Origin of the sequence: Streptomyces sp. NPDC001315, assembly GCF_042896175.1 — a bacterium.
Lineage (GTDB): Bacteria > Actinomycetota > Actinomycetes > Streptomycetales > Streptomycetaceae > Streptomyces.
Window position 1 is genome coordinate 77081 of sequence record NZ_JBIAWZ010000028.1, and the last position, 16653, is coordinate 93733.

Annotated in this window: 15 protein-coding genes, 1 pseudogene and 1 riboswitch; of the genes and pseudogenes, 9 read left to right on the forward strand and 7 right to left on the reverse strand. The window is 71.2% G+C overall.

The window, feature by feature from the left end; translation table 11 throughout:
- Nucleotides 1-78 precede the first annotated feature (78 nt).
- Nucleotides 79-251, forward strand: a riboswitch (cyclic di-AMP (ydaO/yuaA leader).
- Nucleotides 252-258: 7 nt separating this feature from the next.
- Nucleotides 259-1401: an NlpC/P60 family protein gene (locus tag ACFY16_RS38985; protein WP_390651973.1), complete on the forward strand. Its 1143-nt coding sequence runs from the start codon at nt 259-261 to the stop codon at nt 1399-1401.
- Between the two features lie 149 nt (nt 1402-1550).
- Entirely contained in the window at nt 1551-2537 is a 987-nt protein-coding gene (locus ACFY16_RS38990) for a tellurite resistance/C4-dicarboxylate transporter family protein (protein WP_390651974.1), read from the forward strand.
- Here ACFY16_RS38990 and ACFY16_RS38995 read toward each other — a convergent pair.
- Nucleotides 2515-2868, reverse strand: coding sequence for a hypothetical protein (locus ACFY16_RS38995; protein ID WP_390651975.1), 354 nt, complete (start codon nt 2866-2868; stop codon nt 2515-2517). The genes ACFY16_RS38990 and ACFY16_RS38995 overlap by 23 nt on opposite strands.
- Nucleotides 2869-3337: 469 nt before the next feature.
- On the opposite strand from ACFY16_RS38995, the gene ACFY16_RS39000 reads away from it, so the two are divergent.
- Nucleotides 3338-4405, forward strand: a complete 1068-nt coding sequence (locus tag ACFY16_RS39000) for an NlpC/P60 family protein (RefSeq protein WP_390651976.1) — start codon at nt 3338-3340, stop codon at nt 4403-4405.
- A 250-nt stretch (nt 4406-4655) separates the two neighbouring features.
- Nucleotides 4656-4943 carry a hypothetical protein gene (locus ACFY16_RS39005; RefSeq protein WP_390651977.1) on the forward strand — a complete coding sequence of 96 codons (288 nt, stop codon included), beginning with the start codon at nt 4656-4658 and terminating at the stop codon, nt 4941-4943.
- Here ACFY16_RS39005 and ACFY16_RS39010 read toward each other — a convergent pair.
- A complete protein-coding gene (locus ACFY16_RS39010) occupies nt 4909-5625 on the reverse strand; it encodes a LuxR C-terminal-related transcriptional regulator (protein WP_390651978.1) in 717 nt (238 codons plus the stop codon). The genes ACFY16_RS39005 and ACFY16_RS39010 overlap by 35 nt on opposite strands.
- Nucleotides 5622-6950: a PspC domain-containing protein gene (locus tag ACFY16_RS39015; RefSeq protein ID WP_390651979.1), complete on the reverse strand. Its 1329-nt coding sequence runs from the start codon at nt 6948-6950 to the stop codon at nt 5622-5624. The genes ACFY16_RS39010 and ACFY16_RS39015 overlap by 4 nt, the downstream gene beginning before the upstream one ends.
- 396 nt (nt 6951-7346) lie before the next feature.
- Here ACFY16_RS39015 and ACFY16_RS39020 point away from each other — a divergent pair, with 396 nt between their 5' ends.
- Together ACFY16_RS39020 and ACFY16_RS39025 are read left to right on the forward strand one after the other, a co-directional pair.
- Nucleotides 7347-8885, forward strand: a complete 1539-nt coding sequence (locus ACFY16_RS39020; protein ID WP_390651980.1) for a PspC domain-containing protein — start codon at nt 7347-7349, stop codon at nt 8883-8885.
- A complete protein-coding gene (locus ACFY16_RS39025) occupies nt 8872-9114 on the forward strand; it encodes a hypothetical protein (protein ID WP_390651981.1) in 243 nt (80 codons plus the stop codon). Before ACFY16_RS39020 ends, ACFY16_RS39025 begins: the two co-directional genes overlap by 14 nt.
- 78 nt (nt 9115-9192) lie before the next feature.
- Here the strand turns inward: ACFY16_RS39025 and ACFY16_RS39030 are convergent, their stop codons facing one another.
- Nucleotides 9193-9720 (reverse strand): DoxX family protein, encoded by a 528-nt coding sequence (locus ACFY16_RS39030; RefSeq protein WP_390651982.1) that lies wholly within the window; start codon nt 9718-9720, stop codon nt 9193-9195.
- Between the two features lie 201 nt (nt 9721-9921).
- Nucleotides 9922-11199 carry a hypothetical protein gene (locus ACFY16_RS39035; protein WP_390651983.1) on the reverse strand — a complete coding sequence of 426 codons (1278 nt, stop codon included), beginning with the start codon at nt 11197-11199 and terminating at the stop codon, nt 9922-9924.
- A gap of 200 nt (nt 11200-11399) precedes the next feature.
- Between ACFY16_RS39035 and ACFY16_RS39040 the strand changes: the two genes are divergently transcribed.
- Nucleotides 11400-12311 (forward strand): DUF4429 domain-containing protein, encoded by a 912-nt coding sequence (locus ACFY16_RS39040; protein WP_390651984.1) that lies wholly within the window; start codon nt 11400-11402, stop codon nt 12309-12311.
- Nucleotides 12312-12325: 14 nt separating this feature from the next.
- Here the strand turns inward: ACFY16_RS39040 and ACFY16_RS39045 are convergent, their stop codons facing one another.
- On the reverse strand, nt 12326-13120 hold the full coding sequence (locus ACFY16_RS39045; protein WP_390651985.1) for a class II aldolase/adducin family protein: 795 nt from the start codon (nt 13118-13120) through the stop codon (nt 12326-12328).
- Nucleotides 13121-13296: 176 nt separating this feature from the next.
- On the opposite strand from ACFY16_RS39045, the gene ACFY16_RS39050 reads away from it, so the two are divergent.
- A complete protein-coding gene (locus tag ACFY16_RS39050; RefSeq protein ID WP_390651986.1) occupies nt 13297-13764 on the forward strand; it encodes a pyridoxamine 5'-phosphate oxidase family protein in 468 nt (155 codons plus the stop codon).
- A 15-nt stretch (nt 13765-13779) separates the two neighbouring features.
- Here ACFY16_RS39050 and guaA read toward each other — a convergent pair whose 3' ends face one another.
- On the reverse strand, nt 13780-15360 hold the full coding sequence (guaA, locus tag ACFY16_RS39055; RefSeq protein WP_390651987.1) for a glutamine-hydrolyzing GMP synthase: 1581 nt from the start codon (nt 15358-15360) through the stop codon (nt 13780-13782).
- 324 nt (nt 15361-15684) lie between these two features.
- Here guaA and ACFY16_RS39060 point away from each other — a divergent pair.
- A pseudogene (locus ACFY16_RS39060) lies at nt 15685-15993 on the forward strand (chorismate mutase); the annotation flags it as partial.
- Between the last annotated feature and the right edge of the window lie 660 nt (nt 15994-16653).

Below are 16653 nucleotides of genomic sequence, written 5' to 3' on the forward strand. Positions count from 1 at the left end.
AACCTTCACAGGCGTCACACGAGTTGGCTACCGTGCCCAACAGGCCGCACGACCCCCACCGGCGAACGTCGCCGGGCCGCGCGGCCTCCGCCGAGTCCGGTACGCCCGCACGGCGACCGGAACCGGGGACCCAACCGAGACCCGGGGTGAATCGGCCCGACTCCCCATGGGGGACAGGCCGTAGGGCAACCCTTCCGATCCATCCGCCCGAACCCGACAGCTAACCCGGTAGGCGGAGCGTGGAAGGAGTCGCCTCTCTTGGCGTCGCACCGCAAGTCGCGTCCCGCAGGTACGCGCGTAGCCGGCATACGGACCCCCGCCCTCGCCACGGCGGCCCTCACCTCCGTCGCCCTGCTCTCCCAGACGGCCAACGCCAGTCCCTCGGCCGACGACGGCAGGCCGAGCCTCGAGGAGGTCGAGAAGAAGGTCGACGACCTGTACCGCCAGGCCGAGTCGGCGACCGAGAACTACAACGCGGCCAAGGAGAAGACCGCCAAGCAGCGCAAGCGGGTCGACACCCTCCTGGACAACGTCGCCCAGCGCACCCAGAAGCTCAACGAAGCGCGCGAGGAGCTCGGTTCCTTCGCCGCGGCGCAGTACCGGACCGGCGCCACCGCGCCCGACACCGCGACCTTCCTGCTCGCGGACTCGCCGCAGGACTACTTCGACCAGGCCCAGCTGATGAGCCGCCTGACCTCGCGCCAGAAGGACGCGGTCGACGAGTACGTCACCGAACAGTCCGCGACGATGAAGCAGCGCCGGGAGGCAGCCGAGAGCCTCGCGACGCTCACCGACTCGCAGGACGACCTGAAGACGGCCAAGGCGACCGTGCAGAAGAAGCTCACGGACGCGCGCGTACTGCTCTCGGAGCTGACCGCCCAGGAGAAGGCCCGGCTGGCGGAGATCGAGAAGCAGAAGCAGGAGGAGGCCGCGCGTAAGGCGGCGGAGCTCGCGAAGCAGCAGGCGGCAGCGGCGGCGGCTGCCGCTGCCGAGAGCACGCCGTCGAGCTCGGCCTCGGGCTCGTCCTCCTCGTCCTCCTCGTCGACCAAGGCCGAGAAGGCGCTCGCCTTCGCCCGCGCGCAGATCGGCAAGCCGTACGTCTGGGGCGCCACGGGCCCCGACTCCTACGACTGCTCCGGCCTCACCCAGGCCGCCTGGAAGGCCGCCGGCGTCACCCTCCCGCGCACCACCTACGACCAGGTGAACGCCGGCACCACCGTCTCCCTCGCCGACGCCCAGCCCGGCGACCTGGTCTTCTTCTACGACGACGTCAGCCATGTCGGCATCTACATCGGTAACGGCATGATGATCCACGCCCCCAAGCCCGGCGCGTACGTCCGCGAGGAGTCGATCTACTACGACGGCGAGTCGGGGATCCACAGCGTGGTGCGTCCGGCCTGACCGCCGGCTGCGGTGAGGCACGCGCGCGTGGGTGTGGGGGAGCACTACTCCTGAGGGAGCGCGGTGCTCTGCCTGCGCCCGCGCGTATTTTCGGGCGCCCGCGCGCGTGCCCCGCTCGCAACGCGCGCGGGGCTCCTTAGCATCGGCCCATGCCCCGCTCCTCCTCTCCCCGCGCCTGGTGGGCGCAGCGTCCGCCGGCGGCCGGGGCCGCCGTGCTCGCGACCGGCATCCTGTCCGTCGGTCTGCAGCTGTCGGGGTACGAGGCCCTGTCCTGGATCGCCCTGGTGCTCGCCTGCGCCGCCTGGCTGGCACTGGCGGCGGACTTCGTCCTGCAGCTGCTGTGGGAGCGGGAGGAATGGGTGCGCCGGGCGGGCACGCCCGCCGCGCTCACCTCGGTCGCGGCCACCACCGTGCTCGGCACCCGTTTCTCCGCACTGGGCCGGCACACCCTCGCCGAGGCGCTGCTGGCGCTGTCCGCGGTGCTGTGGCCGGTGCTGCTCGTCGACGTCGTACGGCACTGGCGGCGGCGTATGCCGGGGACGGTGTTCCTCGGGTGCGTCGCCACGCAGGGGCTCGCGGTGCTCGGCGCCACCCTCGCCGCGGCTCTGTCGACGGCCTGGCTCGCGCGCGCGGCGATGGTGCTGTTCTGGCTGGGGATCGTGCTCTACTGCTTCGCCCTGGCCTACTTCGACCTGCGCCAGACCGTCGAGGGGGCCGGGGACCAGTGGGTGGCCGGCGGGGCGCTCGCCATCTCGGCGCTGGCGGGGGCGAAGCTGATCTCCGCCGACAGCGCGAGCCTGTACCTGTGGAACGACGACAACCTGGGCGTCCTGCGCACCGTGACCGGCGCCCTGCTCGTGCTCGCCCTGTGCTGGTACGCCGTCCTGCTGGTGGCCGAGCTGCTGCGGCCGCGGCTGCGCTACGACGTGCGACGGTGGTCGACCGCGTTCCCGACGGGGGTGACGGCGGCGGCGACGCTGTCCGTCGCCTCGGCCGTCGGCGTCCCGTGGCTGAAGGGGCTCGGGGAGGTGCTGCTGTGGATCGCCGTGGTCGTGTGGCTCGCGGTCGCCGCGGCGGCGGTCCGGGCGGCCTCGGTGGCCGTCCGTGCCGATGTCACGTCCACAGCACCGCGATGAAGATGTTCGCCATGGTCAGCAGGCCCACCAGGCCGAACAGGCCCTTGTCGACCTTCTCGTCGTCCCGCTTCACGTAGACGAGGCCAAGGATCACGATCAGCAGGGCCAGCTTCACGCCGATCTTGATGTTGTTGACCGGATGATCGTCGGCCTGGTTGAGGCCGACCAGGATCACGCCGGTGACCAGCATCGTCGCCGCGCCGTGCAGCATCGCGGGGACGAAGCGGGCAGTGCCCTGGCCCATCGCCTTCATCTGGGTGAGGAAGCCGCCGAGGAGCGAGGCGATGCCGATGATGTGCAGGCCGACGAAGAGATGGATGAGTACGTCCATGAGGCCGGAGCCTAACCAGGCCCGCCCAAGCCCTCCGACACCGGGCCACCGCATGTGACAGCGCCTGCATATATGCGCCCCATAGCACCGTGTCACCCGAATGGGTCCAGGAATCCCGACATCGGTCATCACACTGCGTGAAGTTGACGGCACCGCGTGTGGATCACGGTCACCTTAGGTCACCACTCGGTCCGCTCGCGCCAGTTCCGCACATGGCGTTACCAAGCCGACACAGACAGGCCTAGCGTCCTCCCCCAGGTGACCGGCTCCCCACCGCCGCCCGGACCAGGGGCGGCAGTCGGACACCACCGCCGAGAAGGTCCGGCGGCGGCCCACTCCCCCTGTGCGGGCCGCCGCCGGACGCGAAGACCGCCTCCGGGCGGCCGTGCGTCCGCTCTCCCTGGCGGCCGCGCGTCCGCCTGACGGTCGTACGGACCGGGCGGTCGTACGAAAGGACGTGCAAGTCCACGTGGCAGCGCACCGCAAGCCCCGCCAGCGCTCGCTCAGCGGCAATACGGCCCGTACCGCCGCCACGCTCGCCCTCGCGGGCGCGGCGACCGCGACGGCCTTCGACGGGACCGGACACGCCGAGCCGAATCTGACACCGTCGCAGGTCAAGGCCAAGGTGGACAAGCTGTACCAGGAGGCCGAGGCGGCCACCGAGAAGTACAACGGTGCCAAGGAGAAGGCGCAGACCGCCGAGGAGCGGCTGAAGACGTTGCAGGACGAGGCGGCCCGCCGGGAGGAGCGGCTCAACTCGGCGCGGGACGCACTGGGTTCGGTCGCTGCCGCGCAGTACCGCGACGGCGGCATGGACCCCGCGCTGCAACTCGCGCTCTCCGACAACCCCGACCAGTACCTCGAGGGCGCCGCCTTCGCCGAACGGGCCGGCGACCGGCAGGCGGGCGCCGTCGCGCGCGTACGCAAGCAGCTGCGGGAGATCGAGCAGTTGCGCGGGGCCGCGCGTGTCGAGCTGACCTCGCTCAGATCGCGGCAGGCGGAGCTGCGGCGGCACAAGCAGACGATCACCGGAAAGCTGGACGCGGCACGTCAGCTGCTGTCCCAGCTGACGGCCGCGGAGCGCGCGCGACTGGGTGGCGCCGACGGCACGGGCCGGGCGTCGCGGGCGTCGGCGACCGGACGCGACGGCCTTCAGGCGCCCGGGGCCGCGACGGCATCGGCTCCCAACTCCCGCGCGGCGGCGGCCGTCTCCTACGCCTACTCGAAGCTCGGCAGCCCCTATGTGTGGGGCGCCACCGGCCCGGACGCCTTCGACTGCTCGGGCCTCGCCCAGGCCGCGTACCGCGATGCCGGCATCTCCCTGCCGCGCACGACGTATGCGCAGATCGACGCGGGCCGCCGCGTCTCCCGCTCCGAACTGCTCCCGGGCGACTTGGTGTTCTTCTACTCGGGCATCACTCACGTCGGCATCTACGTGGGCAACGGACAGATGATCCACGCCCCGAACCCCTCGGCACCGGTACGGCTGGCGCCCATCGACGAGATGCCGTTCGCGGGAGCCACGCGGGTGGCGTGATGTGGCCGCGAGGGGACGGGAACGGACATCAAGGGACATCAATGAACGTCAAGGGCCCCGAGGGAGTCAGGGGCAAGGAGGCCAAAGGGGTCAAGAGCCGCTCGGGGATGGCCTGATGAGGCCGGGCGGGGCGGCGCCGGGACTGGCATGAGCACGGCGGCACAGTGGCGTCGGCGCGCGAAGCGGCAGTGGGCCGCCCGTACGCCGTCCGCAGTTCCGCCGCCGTCCCGGCGCCGTCCGAGAGGGTCCCATGTCCCGGTCCATGCTGCCGCGCCGCCGCCCCGCCGCGGCGGGCGCGGAGCCCGGCCGCTCGGCCGCTCGGCCGCTCGGCCGCTCGGCCTACAGCGATGTCGCACTCGGGATGGGCATCGGCGCGATCCTGTGGCTGGCGGGCGTGATCGGCGTGGTGAAGGCGGTACGGCACTACCGGTGGGCGCTGCGGGTGCTGGGGCCGGCGCCGGGGCGCCGCTGGACATCGCCTCCGCAGCCGCGGCGCCCGCAGCTCACACCAGCCGGCGCGCCGTCGCCCACCGGGTGAGCTCATGCCGGTTGGAGAGCTGGAGCTTCCTGAGGACGGCCGAGACATGGGACTCGACCGTCTTCACCGAGATGAAGAGCTGCTTGGCGATCTCCTTGTAGGCGTAACCGCGGGCGATGAGCCGCAGCACCTCGCGTTCGCGCTGGGTGAGGCGGTCGAGGTCCTCGTCGACCGGCGGGGCGTCGGTGGAGGCGAAGGCGTCGAGGACGAAGCCGGCCAGTCGCGGGGAGAAGACCGCATCGCCCTCCTGGACACGGAAAACGGAGTCGACCAGATCGGTGCCGGTGATCGTCTTCGTCACGTATCCCCGCGCGCCGCCACGGATCACGCCGATCACGTCCTCCGCCGCGTCCGAGACGGACAGGGCGAGGAAGCGGACGGGTTGCTCGGCGTCGGACATCAACGGGGCGCAGCGGCGCAGCACTTCGACCCCGCCACCGCCCGGGAGATGGACGTCGAGGAGGACCACCTCGGGCCGCGTCGCGGTGATGACCGTGACCGCCTGGTCGACGTCCGCGGCCTCGCCGACGACCTCGACACCGGTCTCGTCGGTCCGTCCGATCTCGGCCTGTACACCTGTACGGAACATGCGGTGGTCGTCGACGAGAACCACGCGCACGTGGCGCCCGGCCGCCTGCTGTTCCGCCCCCGCAGTACCGTTCGCCTCGGTCGGGTCGCTCATGACGTCTTCTCCGCCCTCTCCATCTCCAGCTCGACCTCCGTGCCGCCGCTGGGCACCGCCCGCAGCCGGGCCGTGCCGCCGTGACGCTCCATACGGCCGATGATCGATTCTCTGACGCCCATGCGGTCGGTGGGTATCGACTCGAGGTCGAAGCCGGGACCGCGGTCCCGGACGGACACGAAGACCGTCTTCCCCTCGACTTCGGCGTAGACCTGTACGGCGCCGCCCTCGCCACCGTACTTGGCGGCGTTCACCATTGCTTCCCGCGCGGCCTGCATCTGCGCGCCGGTCCTCTCGTCGAGCGGGCAGTCGCCGACGACCACGACCTCGATGGGGACGCCGTGCTTGTCCTCTACCTCGGCGGCGTTGCGCCGCACCGCGTCGGCGAGGGTGGTCGGCTCGTCGGCCTCGTCCTTGCCGGTGCCCTCGGGCTTGTAGAGCCAGGTGCGCAGGTCGCGCTCCTGGGCGCGGGCGAGCCGACGCACCTCGTTCGCGTTCTCCGCGTTGCGCTGGATCAGGGTCAGGGTGTGCAGCACCGAGTCGTGGACGTGGGCGGCGACCTCCGCACGCTCCTGGGCGCGGATGCGCATCAGGCGCTCCTCGGAGAGATCCTGGGTCATGCGGACGAGGTAGGGCCCCGCGAGGAGCGTTATGCCGACGAGGACCGCGAGGGCCGCCTGGAGCACCGAGCCGAGGTGGGCGGCGGAGCCCTGGAGCACGAAGATGCCGGAGACACCCGCGGTGACCAGCAGCACGCCACCCACGGCACGCAGCAGGCTCAGCGTGCGACGGCGGCGCCCGACCTCGACCCAGCGAGCCCGCCGGGCGTTGTCCGCCTGGCGCCAGACAAGAGCGACGCCCGCGCCGACCAGGACGGCCGGCAGAAGATACGCCTTGGCGCCGCTGCCCAGGTTCACACTGCTGACGAAGACCATGGCCACGGCGACCATGAGCAGCAGAGCGACGATCTGCCCCTTGTCCGGTTTGCGGGCGATGAGTCTGCGGCGGCCGTCGGGGGAGGTCTCGGCGCTGACGAGGGACGGGGGCTTCTGGTCGCCCACGCCGCCCACGCCGAGGGGGACGAAGAACCAGAACGCGGCGTACAGCAGGGCGCCGAGGCCGTCGGCCATGAACAGGCCGACGAAGACGAGCCGCACCCAGATCACGGGCAGCCCGAGATGCCCTGCGAGCCCCCGCGCCACGCCTCCGAGCCAGCGTCCATCGCTGCTGCGGTAGAGCTTGCGCGGGGGCCGCGGTTCGACGAGTGGCGCTGTTGCGGCTTCCGGCATGCCAATGATGGTCACACGGACGGCGGACCAGGGCATCAGGGTCGAGCCCCGAGACTCCCCTGATCTCCGGCACGGATCCCGGGCAGGCCGGACTGGCGGCCCGTTTCGCGGGTCCGTTTCGCGGGTCCGTCGTTTCGCGGGCACGATTCGCGGGTCCGTCGTCTGACGGGTCCGTCTCACGGTCCATCACGTGGTGTCTCGCGGGACCGTCCGGGCGGGGCGTCTCGCGAGCCCATCGCACGGGGCGTCTCGCGAGCCGGCTCGCGGTTCCGTCTCGCGGTTCCGTCGCACGGTTCCGGCTCGCGGTTCCGTCGCACGGTTCCGGTTCGCGGTCCGTCGAACGCTTCCCCGCCGCGGCTCAGGGCCGATATCAGGGTCGGTCCAGGGTCATCCCGACTGCCGCGGCGGCGGCTCGCCCGTCACCATGGACTCATGACTGATCACCAGCACGCCGCGGACGCCGTGCCCGACGAGAACGCCTCGTCCGGCGCGCACGCCGACGCGGCCACCGCAGGTGAGGAACCGCGCGCACACGAGCGGGCGGGAGCGGGTGAAGGGACGAGCGTGGCCGAGGAGGCGGTGATGGCCGGCTTGACGGGGAGGGCCGGGGAACCGCCTCCGGGCGGCGGAGCCGGGAAAGGCACGGACGCCGAAAGACCCCCGGAAGCCGGGGCGTCCGACGGTGCCGAGGCGTCCCGGACGCCCCATGGACTCCGGCGTGATCGGCGGTACAAGACGCTCGCCGGGGTGTGCTCCGGGCTCGGGCGGCACTTCGACATGGATCCGGTGATCTTCCGGATCACGCTCGCGGTGCTCGCCGCGACCGGCGGCATCGGCCTGATCTTCTACGGCTTCGCCTGGCTCTTGGTCCCGTACGAGGACGAGGAGGCGAACGAGGTGCGCAAGCTCCTGACCGGCCGTGTCGACGGCCAGGCGCTGGCCGCCGTGCTGTTCGCGCTGGTCGGCTGCGGGGTGTTCCTGTCGATGTTGAACAACGGCGGGGTGCTGGCCTTCGCCGTCGTCCTCTCCTTCCTCCTCGCGGGTGCGGGGTACTGGTCGCAGCGGCGGGGCGCCTCCGACCCCGATCCGTTGGCCGCCCAGGCCGTGGCCGACGCACCACCGGAGGCTCAGGCCCCACCGATCCCGACCGCCTACCCGTCGTGGTGGCGCGACCCGATCGTCAAGGACGGGACGCATGTCGGTGGCACGGGCTATCTCTGGGGACCCCGGGACTCGCGCGAGCGCGACATCGCGGCGGCCGTCAACATCAGCCTCGGCGCCCACGGAAGCAGCCACGCCGACATACATACCCCCGACGCCCGGCAGCCCAGGCCGCGCGGGCCTCGCTGGATCGGCGGCCGGATCTTCCTGTTCGCCCTGGTCGCGGGTGGTCTCGGCACCGGCCTGACCTGGCAGGACCAGCCACTCGGGACGAGTCTGCAGACGGGACTGGCCTGTGCGCTCCTCGTGTTCGGTGGGGGCATCGCGGTCAGTGCGGTCCTGGGCCGTACGGGGGCGGGGTCGGTCTTCCTGGCGGTCGTCACGGCTGCCCTGCTCGCGGGGGCGACGGCTCTCCCCAAGGACATCGGCACGCATTGGATACGCACGACGTGGCGGCCCGCCGCGGCGGCGGATGTCCAACAGAAGTACGGCCTCGGGAACGGCGTCGGGACCCTGGACCTGTCCCGGCTGGACCTGGCCGAAGGCCGGACGGTGTCGACGGACGCCAGTGTCGGGGTGGGCCGGCTGCGGGTGATCCTGCCGCCGGACGTGACCGTGAAGCTGAACATCGACGTAGGGATGGGGGACATTCAGTTGCCGGGTGACGAGGCAAATGACGTGGACGTGGAACCGGGCAAGCACAAGCAGGTGACCCTGCCCCCGGCGTCGGGCGGCACGAATTCCGGCACGCTCGACCTGGATCTCCAGGTGGGCGTGGGGCAGGCGGAGGTGACGCGTGCTGCGTCATGAGTTCCAGCCGGGGAAGCTGGTCGCCGGGGTCTTCCTGATCATCGCGGGCACCGCGTACGCCGGTGACGCGGGCGGGGTCTGGGACACCCCGTGGTTTGTGATGATCCCGCTGGTCGTGGGCGGCCTCTGCCTGGCAGGTGCCGTCGGGGTCCTGGCCAAGGGCATACGCCGACACCGTGGCCGGGACCGGAGCCTCAACGGGGAGACACGGCCGGAGACTCCGGTCTGACCGGGCGCGGCGCCTGCCGGCAGCCTGTTTCCGTGCCGGCAGGCGGTCGCGAGCAGCCGACCAACTGCCGGCCGCCGGCTACCGGTACCCGCCACCTCGTCGCCGCCGTGCGCGCAGGGCGGCGTCCAGGGAGAACATGGGGGCGCCCGCGAGGACCAGGGGCAGCCAGGCCATCAGGTAGGCGAGGTCGTTGCCGAAGTAGTAGGGGTCGGTGGACCAGCTCACGGTCAGCCAGAGGCTGAGGGAGATCAGTGCGCCGCCGAGTGCGGCGAGGCGTGACAGGAGGCCCAGCAGGGTGCCGATGCCGACGGCGAGTTCACCGAAGGCGATGGTGTAGCCGAAGCCGACAGGGCTTTTCAGAGCAAGGTCGACCAGGGCCGGGATGGCCGAGGAGTCGCGGACGGCGCGCATCGTGTCGCCGATCGAGCCCGCGCCGGAGGCCTTCATGAAGGCGCTGTCGGTGAGTTTGTCGAGCCCGGCGTAGATGAAGGTGACGCCGAGGAAGACGCGGAGTGGGAGCAGGGCATAGCGGCCGACGGTGTCCCGCCAGGATCGGCCGCTGTCGAAATAAGAGGAATGCGTGTCCGTACGAATGCCGTGAGTCATCGCTCGTAGCCGCCTCTCGCCGCGGTGACGTGGCCCCTCGACAGACCATACGTACGAAACGGGCGTCCGGCTCAACCCCGTCGCCGCCGTTTCCCGGTTTCCACCCCAGCGGCACACCCGGCCGCCGCGCCCGCCGGGCCGCCCCCCACCTGGCAGCCCGTCAGCCCTCAGTCCATCAGCCAGCTCTCAGTCCATCAGCCCTCAGTCCGTCACGTCGATCTCGTACCGGTTGGTCTCCACCCCGGCGGCGGTGACCACCTGTACCTCCACCCGCCCCGGTTCCACGTCCGCCGGGACGGGCACGGTGAGGAGAGCGTCCGTGGGGTTGCTGAAGCCACCGGTGACCGGGACCAGGGGGACGTGGACGTGGACCGGGCCGATGCGGACGACCATCCGGGACAGCCGGTCGGCACCCTGGGCGCCCGGCGGTACGAAGCCGGCCCCGCGGATCTCGATGTCGTCGCCCGTGCGGATGGGGGCGTCCAGGTCGCCGGCCTCACGGGACCGTACGACGGAGAGGATCACCGGGCGGCCACCCTCGGCGTACTTGCCGGCCAGGTAGGTCGCGGCCGACACCAGGACCACCACGGCGAGGCCCCAGGGCAGGTCGGGCAGTTGGTCGGGGCGGCGGGCCAGCCGTACCGCGGCGAACAGCAGGGCGACCGCGCTGATCACGACGTACTGGATGTCGGCGAAGGTGCCGCGCCCGGCGTCGTCGGTCAGCAGGTCGGCCGCGCGTGGGCGATACGCACGCACCTTCTGCAGCTTCTGTCCCAGCACTCGCAGGCCGACGACCCGCCGCACCAGTACCGCGATCCCGCACACCACGGCGAGTACGGTCACGACACCCGCCCCGCGGGCGATTTCGAAACCGGAGATCAGCGCGTCGCGCTCGGCGTGGCCGGAGGCCGCGGCCAGCCGGCCCACCAGCACGAGGACGGCGTAGGCCACGAACAGCACCCAGGCCGCGGCCACCGCACGTGAGGTGGACAGGCGGTTGTCGTCGCCGATGACGGGGGCCAGCGCCCCGCCGCGCGCCCGGTGGAACCACGACGCGGCGGTCAGCGCACCGGCCACCACCAGTGCCGCCAGCAGTCCGGCCGTGCGGGCCGTCGTCCAGCCCGCGCCGATCGCCGTCAGCGACTGTGCCAGCAGCAGCGCGACGACCGTCGCCCACACGGTGCAGGCGGTGCGGCGCCACAGCCGGGCCAGCCAGGCCCCGCCCTCGGCGCGGCCGCGTTCGGCGACGGCTTCCGCGGACTGCGTCAGTTCCTCCGAGACCCACTGGCGGGAGGCCGAGGCCGAGTGCGCGACCGCCGTCGGCAGACCTTGCCCGGCGGCGAACTCGTCCCGCTTCAGCAGGAATTCGGCGACCGCGCGCCGATGCCCCTCACGGACCCCGTGCGGGCAGTCCCCGCAGGTGCAGCCGCCCGCGTGCGCGCCCGTTTCCGCGCCCTGTCTCGCCTCCTGCACCGCCACGCCCGACGCCCGCCTTCCCACGACCACAATCAACCGACCGGCGGCTCTCCGCAGAGCCCGGACACCGCCGCGGGTCTTCGAACAACTCCCCCGCGACGACAGCGAATTGTGCCCTACGGCACACGGTGTGTGTCCGGCAGGTCTGGTCAGAGCGGGTGAAGCGCGGACGACCGTGTTGACCTGGCTGCGAGAATTTCCGTATGGCCGAGATCATCCAGCGTGACGGGACCTGGGCCTTCGACGGCACAACGGTCCGGATCACGCCGGGACTCCACCGCTCCGTGCCGCTGTTCCGGCAGACGTACGGGGAGGTCGCGGTGCCGCTCGAAGCGGTCGCGGGTGTCGTCTACGAGCCGGAACGCAAGCGCGGCCGGCTGCGTATGCGGCTGCGCGAGGGGGCCGATCCGCTGCTCCAGGCGACGGGGGGCAGGCTGCCTGACGCGGCGGATCCATACCGGCTGGCGGTGGACATCGACCGTTCCGGGGTCGCCGAGTACGTGGCCGAGGAGATCCGGCACGCGCTGCTGCTCGACGAGGTCCCCAAGGAGCCGTCCAAGGCCTATCTGCTGCCCGGGCCGCCGGTTCCGGTCTCGGTGCGGTCTTCCGACGGGACGGTGTCGTTCGACGGCGGCCAGGTGCGTATCGACTGGTCCGACACCTCCGACCGGGTCAAGCGGGCCACCGGGCCGCGGATCATCGGCGTGGGCGATCTCGTCGACGTCGAGTGGCTGCCCAACTCCGGCTACGAGGAGGGCTTCCTGCGCTTCGTCACGCGCGAGACGGCGTTCTCCAAGCTGCCGCCCGAAAAGGACCCGTACGCCCTGGACCTGTGGGGCAGCGCCCGCCGCGACCTGCTCACCGCGCTCGTCGCGACCGCGGTCACCGCCCGGCTGCCGCACCCTTCCACCCGCACGGGCGGCACGTATACCGACCGTCACGTCGGCCGCCCCCGGCATCCGGAGCCCGCCGTCCCGCCCCCGCCCGACCACCACGACGTGCTCCTGCGCCGGTTGCGGGAGCTGGGCGAACTGCACCGGGACGGGGTCCTCACGGACGAGGAGTTCGCGATGACCAAGGCGGCCGTACTCAGCGGGTTCCAGCAGGATCGCTAGCTCAACCTGGATCGCTAGCTCAGCAGGTCCGGTTCGCTCCGGCTGATGTCCTGCCACATCGGCTGGTAGTTGATCCATGCCACCAGGTCGCCGCCGAGCTGCTCCCTGGTCGCCGCCGCCATCTTGTGGTCGATGAGCATCGGCCGGCCCGCGGCCTTCGCCATCAGCTGCACCTGGCAGGATCGTTCCATCGACAAAAACCACCAGGCCGCCGCGTCCACCGAGTCGCCCACGGTCAGCAGACCGTGGTTGCGCAGGACGAGCGCCTTGCGCGAGCCGAGCGCGCTCGCGATGCGCCGGCCCTCCTCGGCGTCGACGGCGACGCCGGTATAGGCGTCGTAAAGAGCGTGATCTTCGTAGAAGGCGCAGCTCTCCTGAGTGATCGGGTCCAGAAGGTCACCGAGCGCCGACAGCGCGCGGCCGTGCACCGAATGGCAGTGGGCGACGGCGACGACGTCGGGGCGGGCGGCGTGGACCTGGGAGTGCACGGTGAACGCGGCCTGGTTCACGTGGTAACGGCCCTCGATCACCTGCCCGTCCTCGTTGGCCAGCACCAGGTCGCTCACCGTGACGTGCTTGAACGGCATGCCGAACGGGTTGACCCAGAAGCAGTCGCTGAACTCTGGGTCGCGTGCGGTGATGTGCCCCGAGACGCCGTCCTCGAAGCCGAGCCGCCCGAAGATCCGCAGCGCGCCCGCCAGCCGCTCCTTGCGGTGCCTACGCTCGTCCTCGAGCGAGTCGTGCATCGGCGGCATCGCGAACTGCAGCTGGTCGGTGGGCAGGGGCAGGGGCGGGGTGGGCCCGTGCATAGGTCCTCCAGCGCTGAGTTGCTTTACGGGGCGGAAGTTACCCTCGGTCAGCGCAGGAGAACAGGGATGTTATGCAAAGATGACGTGCGCAACAGAAATTCGGCACCGCGCAGGCCGGGTCGCGTTTACCCGGATACCCGACAGCACGTGTCCGGTATCCGGGGAAGACTGCCTGTATGAACTGGGCAGATTTCTCCGCGGCGGAACCCGATCTCGCCAGAACCGTCGAAGAGCGGTTCGGCGCCTTCACTCATCACGTCCTCGCGACCCTGCGCCAGGACGGCTCCCCGCGCACCAGTGGCCTCGAGGTGCGCTTCCTGAACGGCGAACTGTGGCTCGGCATGATGCCGGGCTCGCTCAAGGCGCTCGACCTGCGCCGCGACCCGCGCTTCGCGCTCCAGGCGAACCCCGGGGAGGGCACCGGGATGGGCGGCGGGGACGTGCGGATCAGCGGCCGGGCGATCGAGGTGGACGACCCCGCGACGAAGGGCGCGTACGTGAAAGAGGTGGAACCGCCGCAGCCGTTCCACCTCTTCCGCACCGAGCTGACGGAGGTCGTACGGACCTACGTCGAGGACGACACGTATCTGGTCGTCGAGGTCTGGCAGCCCGGAGAGCCGGTGCGGGCTCTCAAGCGGACCTGAACCCCGTAAAGGGGGTTACTCCCACTCGATGGTGCCCGGGGGCTTCGAGGTCACGTCGAGGACGACTCGGTTGACGTCGCGGACCTCGTTCGTGATGCGGGTGGAGATCTTCCCGAGGACCTCGTACGGGAGGCGGGACCAGTCGGCGGTCATCGCGTCCTCGGAGGAGACCGGGCGCAGGACGATCGGGTGGCCGTAGGTGCGGCCGTCGCCCTGGACGCCGACGCTGCGGACGTCCGCGAGCAGGACCACCGGGCACTGCCAGATGTCACGGTCGAGGCCGGCCGCCGTCAGCTCCTCGCGGGCGATGGCGTCGGCCTCGCGGAGGAGGTCGAGACGGTCCTTGGTGACCTCGCCGACGATACGGATGCCGAGGCCGGGGCCGGGGAAGGGCTGGCGCTGGACGATCTCGTCCGGGAGGCCGAGCTCCTGGCCGACCATCCGCACCTCGTCCTTGAAGAGCTTGCGGAGCGGCTCGATGAGCTGGAACTCCAGGTCCTCGGGGAGGCCGCCCACATTGTGGTGGGACTTGATGTTCGCGGTGCCGGTGCCGCCACCGGACTCGACCACGTCCGGGTAGAGCGTGCCCTGCACCAGGAAGGCGACCTCGGGGCCCTCGTCCGCGATGATCTCCGCCTGGGCCTGCTCGAAGACCCGGATGAACTCGCGGCCGATGATCTTCCGCTTCTCCTCGGGGTCCGAGACGCCCTCGAGCGCGTTGAGGAACCGCTCCTCCGCGTCCACGACCTTCAGCTGCACGCCGGTCGAGGCCACGAAGTCCTTCTCGACCTGCTCGCTCTCGCCCTTGCGCATCAGGCCGTGGTCGACGTACACGCAGGTCAGCTGGGAGCCGATGGCCTTCTGCACGAGGGCGGCCGCCACGGCGGAGTCCACGCCGCCGGACAGGCCACAGATGGCGCGCTTGTCGCCGACCTGCTCGCGGATCGCGGCGACCTGCTCCTCGATCACGTTGCCGGTGGTCCAGGAGGGGGTGAGGCCCGCGCCACGGTAGAGGAAGTGCTCCAGCACCAGCTGGCCGTGCGTGGAATGCATCACCTCGGGGTGGTACTGGACGCCGTACAGCTTCTTCTCGTCGTTCTCGAACGCGGCGACCGGGACGACGTCCGTGGAGGCCGAGACGGTGAAGCCCTCGGGAGCGGCGGAGCAGGCGTCGCCGTGCGACATCCACACCGACTGCTCGTCCGGGGTGCCCTCGAAGAGGGTCGAGCCGGGCTTGCTGACGTGCAGGGGCGTACGGCCGTACTCACGGGCGCCGGTGTTGTCGACCGTGCCGCCGAGGCTCGTCGCCATCAGCTGGAAGCCGTAGCACATGCCGAAGACCGGGACGCCGGCCTCGAAGAGGGAGCGGTCGACGGTCGGGGCGCCCTCCTGGTAGACCGACGAGGGCCCGCCGGAGAGGATGATCGCCGCCGGGTTCTTGGCGAGCATCTCCGCGACCGGCATGGTGCTCGGCACGATCTCGCTGTAGACCCGGGCCTCGCGGACGCGGCGGGCGATGAGCTGGGCGTACTGCGCGCCGAAGTCGACGACCAGGACGGTGTCGGGGGCGGCGGCAGCGGGAGTCGCTGATGACACGGGTTGCCTTCCGGCGGCTGGGCGGGGGGTCTCGCCACCAATTCTACCGGGGTGCGAGTGGGTCACCTCCCGTGTACCGGGAGCTCCGCCCCGGACCCCGGCCTGTGTGCTCCACCACACGACTCGGTCGGGCAAAAGGCGCCGTGGCATACTGAGCCCATGCTCACGCACACGACCTTCCTCTTTACCTATGGCAACCGGCCCACCGGCTGCCATGGTCGTGCTGCTTGATCAACTGACAAGCGACTTCCCAGGCGCCCCGGGCCGACAAGGCCCGGGGCGTCTGGCGTTTCCGGGTCCTGCCGCTCCGGGGCACCACACCGCACCCGAACCGATGAGGAGCCCACCATGGCCGACGTACTCGACAAGACCGGCGCCCGTACCGACGAGGCCGCCGACGTGATCACCGGTGCCCGTGAGCGCATCGACGCCCTCGACGACCGGATCATCGGTCTCGTCCAGGAACGGATGGCCGTCTCCGCCGTCATCCAGGAGGCCCGGATCGCCTCCGGCGGCCGGCGCGTGAACCTCTCCCGCGAGATGGAGATCCTCGGCCACTACAGGGAGGCGCTGGGCAAGCCCGGCACGTCTCTCGCGATGCTGCTCCTCGAGCTGTGCCGGGGTCGTATCTGAGTTCGGGCCCGTTCTCACCCGTACGGCGCGTGACCGCCGCTCGAGCCGCTTCGTTGGTCCCGGTGTCCGTGCCAGCCAGGGGCGGGCCCGAAAGACCACGCGTGGCTTGTTGGAGCGATGAGGCGTACGGATCGTGCCGTGCGTCGTGGGACCTCGCTCCAGGGAAGTGACCGGACGGCAGGGGACAGCAGCCCGGTCACCCAAGAGAACGGTCGGCTCCGGGGACGCCCGGAGCCGACCGGCGGAAATTGCAAAAATGCACAATGCCGGGTGAAACGGTTGCGATGGCCGCGGCTGTCCAGCACGATGCGTACAAGCCCCAAGTCCCACCCCCGAAAGTCCTTCCCGAACCTCCGAGTACCGCCGCAGACAACTGCAGTGCATGGCAGTGGCACTGCCCGATCGCCAGAGGTCGAGGCCTGCCGTGCGCCCCGCGTGTGCCAGGGCGCCGACCGGGGCGTTCGAGGGCGGTTCATGGCAAGCGGCGCAACCCCCCGGCGCCGCTCCCAGGCACCGGCGCTGCCCTGACGTCGGTGCTGACGGAAGAAGGGCCCCGTGACTCCGTGATGCTGTTGGTTAATCCGGGGTCTTACGCCTTCTTCGCCCCGTCGGCCGTCTGGTCGGCGGGGCGAAGTCGTGCGAAGTGGCTGGTGCGTGTGC